The following is a 13,555-nucleotide window of genomic DNA, read 5'->3' on the forward strand; positions in this document are numbered from 1 at the left end:
AACGAATTCCGACGTCGGTCGCAGCACCTGACGTCACGTTCCGACGGCGTTGTCGGCGCCGTATGCCACGCTGGAACGTATGAACCACTCCCAGCTCACCGCCCTGGGTCGTGCCCTTCGTCTGCTCGGGGAGCACGGGGAGGCCCTGACCGGCAGTACGCCCGACGCCAAGCTGCACGAGGTCAAGGACGACCTGCGGCGCGCTCTCGACCTGCTGGAGGAGAGCGTCAGCGCCGCCGCGCCCACCACCCGGTGTGCCGAGCATCCGCAGGGGCCCGTGGACGAGAGCGCCCCGGATCTGTGTCTGCTGTGCGAGACGCGGCGGCGGGCCGCCCGGCGGTCGGAGTTCACGGGCGGGCCCCGGCCGGTGCAGGGCGAGACGGCCGCGGGACCCTCGATGTCCCGGTACGGGGTGCGGGCCGACCGGCCGCAGGCCCAACAGCGGTGGCTGCCGGAGGCGTGGAACGGCCGGGAGTGGGAGCTGTGCGGCACCCCCCGCCGCGACCGGCGCGAGGCCGAGCTCTACCTCAACGCCCAGCGCCACGGGTCCCGGCCGGCCATGGCCTACCGGCTCGTCCACGAGTTCACCGACTACGAGGTGCTCCGGGTCTGGGGTACCCCGGTCCACGTGGACATCGAGCCCCTCGGCAACCTCTGAGCCCCGGTCAGCCGAGCAGCGGGGAGGGGGTGAACTCATGGCCCTCCCAGAGCTTTCGGCTGCGCTCCTCCGGGTACGACGTCACCGTCGGTGTGGTGTCCAGTACCTGGGTGAGGCGGTCCTGGACGTCGAACTCCGGCCAGCCCGGGTCTCCCGTCTTCGCGAACGCCGTCCATGCCGTGCGGAAGCGGGCGGAGAGGGCCTTGGCCTCGGGGGTGACGTCCGTGCCCGCGAAGAGGAGGTTGGCGAGGTCCGCCTCGAACGTGCCGAACAGCAGCGGGATGTCCAGCCCGTGGCAGGCGCCCAGCAGCCCGCCGTTGCCCGGGGCGCCCCAGGTCAGTTCGTACAGGTGGGCCCGGCCGCCGGCCGCGGTCTGTGCCTCCGCCAGGCGCAGTGACGGTATGCCGAAGAGCCAGTCGGTCTGCACCCGTTCGTACAGCTCGTCCGGCGACGCCTCGGGGAAGGCCTCGCGGTAGGCCTGCACCCCCGCCTCGCCGCCCGGTGCGAACAGCCGCAGGGCGCCGGTCGCCTGCTCCTCCGTGATCTTGCCGTACATCCCGCCCATGACCAGGAAGAGACGGTACTCGTCGCGGTTGTGACCCACGAGGAGGTCCACGTCCCGGGCGGAACCCGAGGCCAGCGCCTGCCAGGGGGTGGTGGGCAACACCTCGCCGTCGACCACCGGGGAGAACGGTGTCATCGTCGGTGCGATCTGGCCCCAACGGCCCATGTACTGCGGCATCTTGATGCCCAGCGACTGCCCCACGTCCGGCAGCCGGCGCGGGTCGGTCGTCGCCAGGTCGGCCAGCGTGGGGCGCAGGCCGGCCTCCGCCGCGAGGGCCTGCGCGATGTCCCCGGCCAGCTCGGTGGAGAAGAACGTGCCCGGCACGCTCTGGGCGATCGCCCGCCGGAACAGGCCCCGCGCACGGGGCATCGCCAGCAGCGCGGCCACCGATCCGCCGCCCGCCGACTCCCCGAAGACCGTGACCTGGTCGGGGTCGCCGCCGAAGGCCGCGATGTTCTCCCGCACCCACTCCAGCGCAGCCACCTGGTCCAGCAGGCCCCGGTTGGCGGGCGCCCCCTCGATCTGGACGAAACCCTCCATGCCGACGCGGTAGTTGAAGGAGACCACGACCACGTCGCCGTCACGTGCGATGTGCTGGGCGTCGTAGCCGGGGCTGCCGGAGTGGCCCAGCTTGTAGGCGCCGCCGTAGATCCACACCATCACCGGGCGGCGGGCCGCCGGGTCCGGGTCGGGTGTCCACACGTTCACCGTCAGCCAGTCGTCGCCCTCGGGTGCCTCCAGGACACCCGTGCGCCCCTGGATGCCCAGGTCCTGCGGGGGCGGCGGACCGAAGGCGTACGCCTCGCGCGTCCCGTCCCACGCGCGTGCCGGGCGGGGTGCCGCGAACCTCGCCTCCCCCACCGGCGGCTCGGCGAACGGTATGCCCCTGAAGACCGCGAGCCCGTCCTCCCGCAACCCGCGCACAGCACCCGCCGCGGTGCGGACGACCGGTCCCTCTGCGGCATGGGTCGGCTCCGGAGACTGACTTGTCGTCATGCTCGCTCGCTTTCGGTGGGGGCGCTGCCGTCATCACGGCCGGTCACTCATGGAACGTCCGGCACTTCGCACGAGTGCCGAACACCCCTCACCCGTATGGGTGAACCGTCGGCCATACTGGGCGGCAACCGCCCTGGCCTGCGCCTCGTCGATCTCGTCCACCGTCTCATGGGCCCGCGGATCGCGCGCATGGAAGGTGTGACGCAGCGGACCGGCCGACCCTCCCAGCTCCACCAGCGACGCCGACGCCCTCGGTCCGGCCGGCTGGTCGCCGGCCGGACCGAGGGCGAACGGGGTGGTTCGGCTCAGGCTTTCAGCTCAGGCTCTTCAGCGCCGCCGCGTCGTACGAGTTCAGCTCCTGCGTGCGCCCGGCCAGCACCTTCGCCGCCCACTCCGGGTCCTGGAGGATGGCGCGGCCGACGGCGACCATGTCGTACTCCTCGCGCTCCAGGCTGTCGAGGAGGTCCTCGATGCCACGGACCGGGGAGCCCTCGCCCGCGAAGCCCTTGATGAAGTCGCCGTCGAGGCCGACCGAGCCGACGGTGATGGTCGGCTGCCCGGTGAGCTTCTTGGTCCAGCCGGCCAGGTTCAGGTCGGAGTCCTCGAACTCGGGGAGCCAGTAGCGCCGGGTGGAGGCGTGGAAGACGTCGACGCCGGCCGCCGCCAGCGGGGTGAGGATCGCCTCCAGCTCCTCCGGGGTCTCGGCGAGGCGGGCATCGTAGTTGTCCGACTTCCACTGCGAGTAGCGGAAGATCACCGGGAACTCCGGGGAGACCGCCGCGCGTACGGCGGCCACGATCTCGGCCGCGAACTTGGTACGGGCGACCGGGTCACCGCCGTAGGCGTCGGTACGGCGGTTGGTGCCCGCCCACAGGAACTGGTCGAGGAGGTAGCCGTGGGCGCCGTGCAGCTCGACCCCGTCGAAGCCGATGCGCTCGGCGGCGGCCGCGGCCTCGGCGAACGCGCGGATAACGTCGTCCAGGTCCTGCGAGGTCATCGCCTTGCCCTCGCCCTCGGTGCCGTCCAGGCGGATGCCGGAGGGGCCGACGGCGGGGGCGTCCGCGAACGGGGGCTGGCCCTGCTTGCGGACCATGCCGATGTGCCACAGCTGCGGGACGATGGTGCCGCCGGCCGCGTGCACCCCCTCGGCGACCTTCGCCCAGCCCGCCAGCTGCTCCTCGCCGTGGAACCGCGGGATGCGGGTGCTCTGCCCGGCCGAGTCGTGACCGACGTACGTGCCCTCGGTGACGATCAGACCGACACCGGCGGCGGCCCGGCGGGCGTAGTACGAGACCACGTCCTCGCCGGGGACGCCGCCCGGGCTGAACTGCCGGGTCATCGGCGCCATCACGATCCGGTTGGGGACCGTGAGCCCGTTCAGGGCGATCGGACGGGAGAGGATCTCGGCCGCGCGGGAGGCGGGGGGCGTGGTGACGGTCACGTGGGGGGCTCCTCATGGTATGTCGTAGACCGGACGGTATGTGCACGCGCATTGAGTGCACACATGTGCACAACGGCCTGCCCGTACGTACCCATTCCCGCCCCCGCCCGAAAGCCGTGTGACCCCGGACACGGGCCCACGGCCGCCATCGGGGCGGAAACGCCCGAGGGCGGCACCCCCTGTCGAACAGGGGGTGCCGCCCTCGGTCAGGACGAGCGATCGGCCAGAGGTCGATCAGAAGTCCATGTCACCGCCCGGCATGCCGCCCGGAGCGGCCGCGGCGGCCTTCTCCGGCTTGTCGGCGATGACGGCCTCGGTGGTGAGGAACAGCGCGGCGATGGAGGCGGCGTTCTGCAGGGCGGAACGCGTCACCTTCGCCGGGTCGATGATGCCCTCGGCGATCATGTCGACGTACTCGCCGGTCGCGGCGTTCAGGCCGTGGCCGACCTGAAGGTTGCGCACCTTCTCGACGACGACGCCACCCTCGAGACCACCGTTGACGGCGATCTGCTTGAGCGGGGCCTCCAGGGCGAGCTTCACGGCGTTGGCGCCGGTCGCCTCGTCACCCTCGAGCTCCAGCTTCTCGAACACCTGGGAGGCCTGGAGCAGGGCCACGCCACCACCGGCGACGATGCCCTCCTCGACGGCCGCCTTCGCGTTGCGAACGGCGTCCTCGATGCGGTGCTTGCGCTCCTTGAGCTCGACCTCGGTCGCGGCACCGGCCTTGATGACTGCGACGCCACCGGCGAGCTTGGCCAGGCGCTCCTGGAGCTTCTCGCGGTCGTAGTCCGAGTCGGACTGCTCGATCTCGGCGCGGATCTGGTTGACCCGGCCCTGGACCTGCTCGGTGGAGCCGGCGCCGTCGACGATGGTGGTCTCGTCCTTGGTGATGACCACCTTGCGGGCGCGGCCCAGCAGGTCGAGGGTCGTGTTCTCCAGCTTGAGACCGACCTCCTCGGAGATGACCTCGCCGCCGGTGAGGATGGCGATGTCGTTCAGCATCGCCTTGCGGCGGTCGCCGAAGCCCGGGGCCTTGACGGCGACGGACTTGAAGGTGCCGCGGATCTTGTTGACGACCAGGGTCGACAGGGCCTCGCCCTCGACGTCCTCGGCGATGATCAGCAGCGGCTTGCCCGACTGCATGACCTTCTCCAGGAGCGGGAGCAGGTCCTTGACGGAGCCGATCTTCGAGTTGGCGATGAGGATGTACGGGTCGTCGAGCGACGCCTCCATACGCTCCATGTCGGTGGCGAAGTACGCCGAGATGTAGCCCTTGTCGAAGCGCATACCCTCGGTGAGCTCCAGCTCCAGACCGAAGGTCTGGGACTCCTCGACGGTGATGACGCCTTCCTTGCCGACCTTGTCCATGGCCTCGGCGATGAGCTCGCCGATCTGGGTGTCGGCGGCGGAGATGGAGGCCGTGGAGGCGATCTGCTCCTTGGTCTCGACATCCTTCGCCTGCTCGAGCAGGGCACCGGAGACAGCCTCGACGGCCTTCTCGATACCGCGCTTCAGGGCCATCGGGTTGGCGCCGGCGGCGACGTTGCGCAGGCCTTCCTTGACCAGGGCCTGGGCGAGGACGGTCGCGGTGGTCGTACCGTCACCGGCGACGTCGTCCGTCTTCTTGGCGACTTCCTTGACCAGCTCGGCGCCGATCTTCTCGTACGGGTCCTCCAGCTCGATCTCCTTGGCGATGGACACACCATCGTTGGTGATCGTGGGGGCGCCCCACTTCTTCTCAAGGACGACGTTGCGGCCCTTGGGGCCGAGGGTGACCTTGACGGCGTCGGCGAGCTGGTTCATACCGCGCTCAAGGCCGCGCCGCGCCTCCTCGTCGAACGCGATGATCTTGGCCATGTGAAGTGGTCCCTCCAGGACTGGGGGTGAGTCTTCGGACCGCGCCCGCGCCCGCGACGGACGGCTCGCCGACCCGTGGGTTCCTTGCCCCACCCGGCCTGCGGGCCTCACCGACCCGGTCCATTTTTGTCACTCTCACCTTCAGAGTGCTAACGCCAATGATTAGCACTCGCCCATGCCGAGTGCAAGCGCCTCACGGAGACTGGGCCGCGCCCCGGCCCCGTGCCGGGCCGCACCCGCGGGGCGCGCCGGCCCGCTCGCCCCGGGCATGCCAAAGGGCTCGTAACCCATGACTCCCCATGGGATACGAGCCCTCCGACAAAGAAAGAAGAACGACGCTGTCAGTCGGCGCGTGCTTCAGCTGGTCGCGAGCCGGACCATGTCCGCCTGCGGCCCCTTCTGGCCCTGCGAGATCTCGAAATCGACCCGCTGACCTTCCTCCAGGGTGCGGTAGCCGTCCATCTGAATCGCACTGTAGTGGACGAAAACATCCGCACCACCGTCGACCGCGATGAAGCCGTACCCCTTCTCCGCGTTGAACCACTTGACGGTGCCCTGAGCCATGCCTAACTCCCCTATTACTGGCCCTTGCACAGATCCACACTTCGCGGATCCGGGTCAGACCTCACCCCCCACAGGTTTGGGGGCGTGCGCCGGAACGCGTCGACCGCGGCTGAATGTATCTGTCCAACTGCCGTCTGCAACAGGTCAATCGGACGAGAATTCTGGACGGGAAGGGTCCGGAATGTAGCAAGAATTCGGCCGAATTCAGGGCAAGTCGGGCCCCATAAAGGCCGCAAAAGCCGCATATAACCCGCGCACTTTGGCTACTTCTTATCGGGTCAGCGGTGTCGAATACGGGGCTCCCGACCTGGAGATCGGAACCGCGTTCCCCAACTGTACCGCGCTCAACCACACAGAATTGCCCCCTCCGCTTCTCTCACGGAGGGGGCAATCGTATGAACAGTCGGTGATCGACGTTACCGAAGGTAATGTTCGGTCATTCGATCAGCCTGTCAGCAGGTCAGCCGCCGGCGACGGCCGGGATGATGGAGACGCCGGCACCGTCCGGGGTGGCCGTCTCCAGACCCTGCTCGAACCGCACATCGTCATCATTGACGTAGACATTCACGAACCGGCGCAGCTTGCCCTCGTCGTCGAGAACGCGGGCGGCGATCCCGGTGTGGCTCTTCTCCAGATCGGAGATGACCTCGCCGAGGGTGCCTCCTTCGGCACTGACTTCGGCCTTACCACCGGTGTAGGTGCGCAGGATGGTGGGGATGCGAACGGTGACGCTCACGTGTGAACCTCCGATCGGGACAACGCCCTGGTTTTTTACGGCTGGCTCAGGCGAGCCCGGCCTCGCGGAAAGACTCGAGATTCGGGCGAATAGTCGCCGTGAGCCCGGTCCCCGCCACGGCGTCCAGCGTCTTCAGTCCGTCACCCGTGTTGAGTACAACGACCGACTTCGCCGGATCGATCAGCCCATTCTCGATGAGCTTCTTGGTGACTCCGACCGTGACCCCGCCGGCGGTCTCCGCGAAGATTCCCTCGGTCCGCGCGAGCAGCTTGATCGCGTCGACGACCTGCTCGTCGGTCACGTCCTCCACCGCGCCGCCGGTACGGCGCGCGATGTCCAGGACGTACGGGCCGTCGGCCGGGTTGCCGATGGCGAGGGACTTGGCGATGGTGTTCGGCTTCTGCGGGCGGACCACGTCGTGCCCCGCCTTGTAGGCCACCGACACCGGCGAGCACCCCTCGGCCTGCGCACCGAAGATCTTGTACGGCTTGTCCTCGACGAGCCCCAGCTTGATCAGCTCCTGCAGCCCCTTGTCGATCTTCGTGAGCTGCGAGCCGGAGGCGATCGGGACGACCAGCTGGTCCGGGATCCGCCAGCCGAGCTGCTCGCAGATCTCGTACGCCAGGGTCTTGGAGCCCTCCGCGTAGTACGGCCGCAGGTTGACGTTGACGAAGCCCCAGCCCTCGCCGGCCGAGTCACCGATCAGCTCGGAGCAGAAACGGTTCACGTCGTCGTAGTTGCCCTCGATGCCGACGAGCTCGCCGCCGTAGATCGCGGCCATGACGATCTTGCCCTGCTCCAGGTCGTGCGGGATGAACACGCAGGAGCGGAAGCCGGCCCGGGCGGCGGCGGCACCGACCGCGCCGGCGAGGTTGCCGGTGGAGGAGCAGGAGAGCGTGGTGTAACCGAAGGCGCGCGCGGCCTCGACGGCCTGGGCGACGACCCGGTCCTTGAAGGAGTGCGTCGGGTTGCCGGAGTCGTCCTTGACGTACAGGCCGCCGGTGACGCCCAGCTCCTTCGCCAGGTTGTCGGCCTGGACGAGCTTGGTCCAGCCCGGGTTGATGTTCGGCTTGGTCGCCACGTCCGCGGGGACGGGCAGCAGCGGCGCGTAACGCCAGATGTTCGCGGGACCCGCTTCGATCCGCTTCCGCAGCTCCTCGGTGTCGTAGGCCGAGAAGTCGTACGCGATTTCGAGCGGGCCGAAACACTCCTCGCAGGCGAACACCGGGCCGAGCGGCACGCGGTGGCCGCACTCGCGGCAGCTCAGGGCGGTGGCGGGACCGAGATCGACGGGCGCGGAGCCGGTCGTGGAGTCGGTGGTGGTCGCAGCAGTCTGCACAGCCATGTGAGGCGAGGCCCTTTCTCCTCATCTTCCTCACGACGCATCTCGCCGTGAGACGGATTTGGCACCTTCCCTAGCCGGGAGCCTCGCGAGTGATCGACGCTGATCAGCAGTGATCAGCGATCCACGAGTAACCGACTGGAGGGTTGCCGGGGCTTCATCGGGCCGTATCCCTCTGCCCCTCTGGATGAGCGGTATGTAGTTGTCAACGCCCGGTGACCCCCGGACATGCGATGGTCATCGGCGTTGTTCAAGACTGTAACCGAAGGCCAGGACAGTTGAGAGAGTCGTCCGAACCGCGAGATGGATCACACCTCGCAGTGTGACCGTGACAGTGAGGAGCCGCTGACTGTGCTGGAAGAAGTCGAGCGCTGGCTGGCCACCCGCTCCTGGTCCATGAACGACCGCCCGCTGCACCGGATACTCGCCGCCAAGCAGCGCACCGGTCAGTCCGTCTCCGTCGTGCTGCCCGCGCTCAACGAGGAGGAGACGGTCGGCGACATCGTCGCGATCATCCGTCACGACCTCATGCGGCAGGTGCCGCTCGTCGACGAGATCGTGGTCGTCGACTCCGGCTCCACCGACCGTACGGCGGCGGTCGCCGCGGCGGCCGGCGCCCGGGTCGTCCACCGCGACACGATCCTGCCGCGCATCCCCGCCGTCCCCGGCAAGGGCGAGGTCCTCTGGCGCTCCCTCCTCGTCACCACCGGGGACATCGTCTGCTTCATCGACGCCGACCTGCGTGACTTCTCCTCCGACTTCGTCACCGGGATCGTCGGCCCGCTGCTGACCGACCCGGACGTCGACCTGGTCAAGGCGATGTACGACCGCCCGCTCGCCGGCTCGGCCGGACAGGGCGGCCGGGTCACCGAACTGATGGCCCGCCCGCTGCTGAACATGCACTGGCCGCAGCTGGCCGGGTTCGTCCAGCCGCTCGGCGGCGAGTACGCGGCCCGCCGCTCGCTCCTCGAACAGCTCCCCTTCCCGGTCGGCTACGGCGTGGAGCTGGGCATGCTGGTCGACGCCCTGCACCTGGTCGGCCTGGACGCCCTCGCCCAGGTCGACGTGGGGGTCCGCAAACACCGTCACCAGGACGGCCAGGCCCTTGGCCGGATGTCCGCCGCGATCTACCGCACCGCGCAGCTGCGGCTGGCCCGCGGGCATCTGATCCGGCCCGCCCTGACCCAGTTCGAACGGGGCGAGGACGGCTTCGAGCCGCGCACCTACTCCGTGGACACCGAGGAACGGCCGCCGATGGCGGAGATCGCCGAGTACGCCGAGCGCCGGGTGGCGTGACTTCGTCGTACGGCCGTATACGGCGGCGCGTCGGGCGTAGCCGTACGTTTGAGCGTTTCCGGGCCGGGCTAGGTTGTGGCGTATGGCTTCCACCGGCGGTGCTGAGGTGCTGGTCGCGTCCAACCGCGGCCCGGTTTCGTATGAAGTGGGCGAAGGCGGTGCGCTGCACCCCAAGCGGGGTGGCGGCGGGCTGGTCTCGGGCCTGTCGGCGATCGGGCCGGACGCGGACGCGGTGTGGGTGTGCGCGGCGCTGAGCGACGGCGACCGGGAGGCGGTGCGGCGGGCCGAGGGCGGCCGGCTGCCGGCCGGGGACACCGGCGGGCAGCAGGTCCGGATGCTCGACATCGACCCGGACGTCTTCTCGGACGCGTACAACGGCATCGCGAACTCAGTGCTCTGGTTCGTCCACCACATGCTCTACCAGACCCCGCTGGAGCCGGTCTTCGACGCGGAGTTCCGGCGGCGGTGGGCGTCCTACCAGGCCTACAACCAGGCGTTCGCCGAGGCGCTGGCGCAGGAGGCGGGCGAGGGTGCGGTGGTCGTCATCCAGGACTACCACCTGGCGCTGGCCCCGCGGATGCTGCGCCGGCTGCGGCCGGATCTCCGTATCGGCCATTTCTCCCACACCCCGTGGGCACCGCCGGACTACTTCCGGCTGCTCCCCGACGACATCGCGGCGGAGTTGCTCGGCGGGATCCTGGGCGCCGATCACGCGGCGTTCCTGACCCGGCGGTGGGCGGACGCGTTCGTGGCCTGCTGTCATGCGGTGCTGGGCCCGGGGATCCCGGCGGCCGGGGAGACCCGGATCGGGGTGCACGGGCTGGGGGCCGACGCGGACTTCCTGCGGAAGCGGTCGCACGAGCCGGACGTGGACGAGCGGATGCGGGCGCTGCGGGAGGAGATCGGCGAGGGCCGCAGGACGATCGTCCGGGTGGACCGGACCGAGCTGTCGAAGAACATCGTGCGGGGGCTGCTGGCGTACCGGCAGCTGCTCGACGACCACCCCGAGTGGCGGGAGCGGGTGGTGCATGTCGCGTTCGCGTATCCGTCGCGGCAGGACCTCGCGGTGTACCGCGACTACACGGCCGAGGTGCAGCGGGTCGCGGACGAGATCAACTCGGCGTACGGGACGGCGGGTTGGACGCCGGTGGTGCTCCACGTCAAGGACGACTTCGCCCGCTCGCTGGCCGCCTACCGGCTGGCCGACGTGGCGTTGGTGAACCCGATCCGGGACGGCATGAACCTGGTCGCCAAGGAGATGCCGGTGGTGTCGGACGAGGGGTGCGTGCTGGTGCTCTCGCGGGAGGCGGGGGCGTACGAGGAGCTGGGCGAGGATGCGATCGTTGTGAACCCGTACGACATCACGGGGACGGCCGTGGCTTTGCAGCAGGCGTTGGCCATGGGGGTGGAGGAGCGGGCGGAGCGGACGAAGCGGCTCGCTGCGGCGGCTACGGCGTTGCCGCCTGCGGCTTGGTTTCTTGAGCAGTTGGGGGCGTTGGGCGGGTGAGTTTCCCGGCTGCGGGCCGGTGGGGGCTGGTCGCGCAGTTCCCCGCGCCCCTAAGGGGCGCTCAGCTCGGCCAGGGTTCGCAGTAGCCGTACGACTTCCTCCGGGCCGTTGACCACCAGGTCCGATCGCTCCGCGAGCTCCGTGACCTCCTCGCTGCCGCTGCATACCAGGAGGCCGGGGGTGCCCTCCGCGCGGAGTTTCTCCACTGCCGCGAAGGCCGGGATGTCGCCCAGGTCGTCGCCGGCGTAGAGGACCGCGCCCGCGCCGATCTCCCTCGCGTACTCGCGCAGTGCCACGCCCTTGTCCATGCCCGGGGGGCGCAGTTCCAGGACCAGGCGGCCCGGTTCGACGATCAGGGCGTGGCGGGTGGCCAGGTCGGTCAGGGGAGCGCGGAGGGACTCGAAGGTGGCCTGGGGGTCGTCGGCCCGGCGGGTGTGGACGGCCACGGCATGGCCCTTGTCCTCGATCCAGGTGCCCCGGGCCCCTGCGGCCTCGATGACGGCCGGGAGTTCGGCGCGGACGGCGGCGATGCCGGGGTGCGGCGGGGGCGCGGTGATCTCGCCCGTCGCCGCGTCCCAGCGCTCGGCGCCGTAGTGACCGAGGACCACGAGGTGGTCCAGGCCGGGAACACCGGCGAAACCGCCGTAGCGGACGGCGATCTCGGCGGGCCGGCCGGTGATGACGGCGACGGCGGCCACCTTCGGCGCGAGGGCGGCCAGGGCCGGTACGGCGTCCGGGTGAGCCCGCGCCTGCTCGGGGTCGGCGACGATCGGCGCGAGGGTGCCGTCGAAGTCGAGACCGACGAGGGCGGAGCGGGGCTGGGAAAGAAGGGCTTCGAGCCCTTCGCGACCGGCGGGGGTGCGAGGAGTCGGAAGGGATTCCGGGAAGTGGGTGCCCATGCAACCGACAGTATCCGAGCGCCCCTTAAGGGGCGCGGGGCTGTGCCGATATGCGGCTCCGCCGCGTGGGCGCGACCAGCCCCCACCGGCCCGCAGATCCCCCCGGCCTGCAGCCCCGTCAGCGGTCCGTTCGCCGCGCGTCCCGCACCCTCCGCAGCCTGTTCACCGTCACCGGGTCATGGGCCAGCGCCCGCTCGTCGTCGAGGAGGGCGTTGAGGAGCTGGTAGTAGCGGACCGGTGCCAGGTCCAGTTCCTCGCGGATCGCCCGTTCCTTCGCGCCGGGGCTCGGAAAGCCCCGGCGTTCCAGGGCGAGGATCGCCTGCTCGCGTGCGCCCAGTTCTTGCCGGTCCATGCCGAGAACCGTAACGCTCAGCCCGTCGTCGTACGGCTGTCCGCCGCCGCGGCCTCGGACTGGAGCCGGGTGAGCACCGCGGTCGGGTCGCCCGTCGGCGTGACCGCGGACCCTATCTGCTTCTTGACGTCGGCACTGATCGCGGCCCAGGAGGTCTTGCCGGCCGGGTACAGCTCGGAGGTCGGCAGCTGCTCCAGGAAGGGGAGGAGCTGCTTGTCCTCGGCCCGCGGGGAGTCGGTCATCGTCTGGGACGCGGACGTGGTGACCGGCAGCAGACCGTACTCGCGGGAGAAGTCGAGGACGTTCTTCTCGCTGTAGACGTAGTCGAGGAAGTCGCCGACCTGGTCCGCGTGGCCGTTCTGCCTGAACGCCGCCATCCAGTCGGTGACGCCCATGGAGGCGGTGGTGGTGGTCTGACCGGCGCGGGCCGGCATCGGGACCGTGCCGAACTTCACGCCCTTCTTCTCGGCCTGCTTGATGAGCGTGGGGTGGCCGTTGAGCATGCCGACCTGGCCGTCGGCGAACGCGGCGAACGCGGTCGCGCGGTTCAGCTTGCCGGGCGCCGTCGGTCCGGTCAGGCCCTTGCCCACCAGCTCGTCCTTGAGCCAGGTGAAGGTGTCGATGTTCTGCGAGGAGTCGATCGTGTACGTGCCGATGTCGTCGGTGTAGCCGCTGCCGCCGCTGAGCAGCCACTGCATGGTCTCCGCCTGCGCCTCCTCGGGGCCGAGCGGCAGCGCGTACGGGTACTTCACCCCGTGCTCCTTGAGCGCCTGCGCGTCGGCCGCCAGCTCCTTCCAGGTGGTGGGCGGGGTGATGCCGGCCTCGGTGAAGAGGGTCTTGTTGTAGAAGAGGACGCGCGTAGACCCGGCGAAAGGCATGCCGTACTGCGCGTGGTTCCACTGGCCCGCCTCGGCGAGCTGGGACGGGAAGTCGGCCTGGACCGGGATGGAGAGCAGGTCGCCGGCCTCGTACAGCTTGCCGGCGGCCGCGTAGTCGGCGTAGGAGCCGATCTGCGCGAGGTCGGGCGCCTTGCCGGCGGCGACCATCTCCTTGACCTTGCGGTCGACGTCGTTCCACGAGTAGACGGTGACGTCGACCTTCACGTCGGAGTGCTTGGCCTCGTACGCCCTGGCCAGCTTGTCCCAGTACTTCTGGGAGCTGTTGGCGGCGGAGTCCCCGTAGTCGGCTGCGACGAGTCTGAGGGTGACGTCCGAGGATCCGGTCGTCCCACAGCCACCGAGAACCGCCGTCATGCCCGTTGCGGACACCACCGCGATCATTCCTGCCCTACGCCGCCGCACGTGAACTACCCCTGTCCAACTGTCTCGCCGTTCAATATCTC

General features: G+C 69.9%; 12 protein-coding genes and 1 riboswitch. Of the genes, 3 read left to right on the plus strand and 9 right to left on the minus strand.

Annotated elements, in window-relative coordinates:
- Positions 1–79: 79 nt before the first annotated feature.
- Entirely contained in the window at positions 80–658 is a 579-nt protein-coding gene (locus ACGFZQ_RS25790; protein WP_393842292.1) for a hypothetical protein, read from the plus strand.
- A 7-nt stretch (positions 659–665) separates the two neighbouring features.
- Here the strand turns inward: ACGFZQ_RS25790 and ACGFZQ_RS25795 are convergent, their stop codons facing one another.
- From ACGFZQ_RS25795 to thrC, 6 genes are all read right to left on the minus strand, one after another.
- The gene (locus ACGFZQ_RS25795; RefSeq protein ID WP_393842293.1) at positions 666–2,219 is read right to left on the minus strand and encodes a carboxylesterase/lipase family protein; all 1,554 of its coding nucleotides are present in this window, start codon (positions 2,217–2,219) and stop codon (positions 666–668) included.
- 313 nt (positions 2,220–2,532) lie between these two features.
- Positions 2,533–3,660 carry an NADH:flavin oxidoreductase gene (locus ACGFZQ_RS25800; RefSeq protein ID WP_393842294.1) on the minus strand — a complete coding sequence of 376 codons (1,128 nt, stop codon included), beginning with the start codon at positions 3,658–3,660 and terminating at the stop codon, positions 2,533–2,535.
- Between the two features lie 234 nt (positions 3,661–3,894).
- Positions 3,895–5,517 carry a chaperonin GroEL gene (gene groL, locus ACGFZQ_RS25805; RefSeq protein ID WP_351711336.1) on the minus strand — a complete coding sequence of 541 codons (1,623 nt, stop codon included), beginning with the start codon at positions 5,515–5,517 and terminating at the stop codon, positions 3,895–3,897.
- Between the two features lie 357 nt (positions 5,518–5,874).
- A complete protein-coding gene (locus tag ACGFZQ_RS25810; protein ID WP_019057200.1) occupies positions 5,875–6,081 on the minus strand; it encodes a cold-shock protein in 207 nt (68 codons plus the stop codon).
- A 460-nt stretch (positions 6,082–6,541) separates the two neighbouring features.
- The gene (locus tag ACGFZQ_RS25815; RefSeq protein WP_393842295.1) at positions 6,542–6,817 is read right to left on the minus strand and encodes a MoaD/ThiS family protein; all 276 of its coding nucleotides are present in this window, start codon (positions 6,815–6,817) and stop codon (positions 6,542–6,544) included.
- 46 nt (positions 6,818–6,863) lie between these two features.
- On the minus strand, positions 6,864–8,162 hold the full coding sequence (gene thrC, locus ACGFZQ_RS25820; protein ID WP_393842296.1) for a threonine synthase: 1,299 nt from the start codon (positions 8,160–8,162) through the stop codon (positions 6,864–6,866).
- An 18-nt stretch (positions 8,163–8,180) separates the two neighbouring features.
- Positions 8,181–8,353: riboswitch (SAM riboswitch) on the minus strand.
- 157 nt (positions 8,354–8,510) lie between these two features.
- Between thrC and ACGFZQ_RS25825 the strand changes: the two genes are divergently transcribed.
- Both ACGFZQ_RS25825 and ACGFZQ_RS25830 read left to right on the plus strand, forming a co-directional pair.
- The gene (locus tag ACGFZQ_RS25825) at positions 8,511–9,455 is read left to right on the plus strand and encodes a glucosyl-3-phosphoglycerate synthase (protein WP_351737075.1); all 945 of its coding nucleotides are present in this window, start codon (positions 8,511–8,513) and stop codon (positions 9,453–9,455) included.
- Positions 9,456–9,537: 82 nt separating this feature from the next.
- On the plus strand, positions 9,538–10,962 hold the full coding sequence (locus ACGFZQ_RS25830; protein ID WP_393842297.1) for a trehalose-6-phosphate synthase: 1,425 nt from the start codon (positions 9,538–9,540) through the stop codon (positions 10,960–10,962).
- A gap of 50 nt (positions 10,963–11,012) precedes the next feature.
- On the opposite strand, the gene otsB is transcribed toward ACGFZQ_RS25830, so the two are convergent.
- The 3 genes from otsB to ACGFZQ_RS25845 form a co-directional block, all read right to left on the minus strand.
- A complete protein-coding gene (otsB, locus tag ACGFZQ_RS25835; RefSeq protein ID WP_393842298.1) occupies positions 11,013–11,861 on the minus strand; it encodes a trehalose-phosphatase in 849 nt (282 codons plus the stop codon).
- Positions 11,862–11,979: 118 nt separating this feature from the next.
- Positions 11,980–12,213, minus strand: a complete 234-nt coding sequence (locus tag ACGFZQ_RS25840; protein WP_393842299.1) for a DUF3263 domain-containing protein — start codon at positions 12,211–12,213, stop codon at positions 11,980–11,982.
- Positions 12,214–12,230: 17 nt separating this feature from the next.
- On the minus strand, positions 12,231–13,493 hold the full coding sequence (locus tag ACGFZQ_RS25845) for an ABC transporter substrate-binding protein (RefSeq protein ID WP_393842451.1): 1,263 nt from the start codon (positions 13,491–13,493) through the stop codon (positions 12,231–12,233).
- Between the last annotated feature and the right edge of the window lie 62 nt (positions 13,494–13,555).

Origin of the sequence: Streptomyces sp. NPDC048254 (genome assembly GCF_043201895.1) — a bacterium.
GTDB lineage: Bacteria > Actinomycetota > Actinomycetes > Streptomycetales > Streptomycetaceae > Streptomyces.

What these genes read in the sequence shown, in the direction of transcription:
- ACGFZQ_RS25790 (WP_393842292.1), top strand. Translation starts at nt 80, where the DNA reads ATGAACCACTCCCAGCTCACCGCCCTGGGTCGTGCCCTTCGTCTGCTC.
- ACGFZQ_RS25795 (WP_393842293.1), bottom strand. Translation starts at nt 2,219, where the DNA reads ATGACGACAAGTCAGTCTCCGGAGCCGACCCATGCCGCAGAGGGACCG.
- groL (WP_351711336.1), bottom strand. Translation starts at nt 5,517, where the DNA reads ATGGCCAAGATCATCGCGTTCGACGAGGAGGCGCGGCGCGGCCTTGAG.
- ACGFZQ_RS25810 (WP_019057200.1), bottom strand. Translation starts at nt 6,081, where the DNA reads ATGGCTCAGGGCACCGTCAAGTGGTTCAACGCGGAGAAGGGGTACGGC.
- thrC (WP_393842296.1), bottom strand. Translation starts at nt 8,162, where the DNA reads ATGGCTGTGCAGACTGCTGCGACCACCACCGACTCCACGACCGGCTCC.
- ACGFZQ_RS25830 (WP_393842297.1), top strand. Translation starts at nt 9,538, where the DNA reads ATGGCTTCCACCGGCGGTGCTGAGGTGCTGGTCGCGTCCAACCGCGGC.
- otsB (WP_393842298.1), bottom strand. Translation starts at nt 11,861, where the DNA reads ATGGGCACCCACTTCCCGGAATCCCTTCCGACTCCTCGCACCCCCGCC.
- ACGFZQ_RS25840 (WP_393842299.1), bottom strand. Translation starts at nt 12,213, where the DNA reads ATGGACCGGCAAGAACTGGGCGCACGCGAGCAGGCGATCCTCGCCCTG.
- ACGFZQ_RS25845 (WP_393842451.1), bottom strand. Translation starts at nt 13,493, where the DNA reads ATGATCGCGGTGGTGTCCGCAACGGGCATGACGGCGGTTCTCGGTGGC.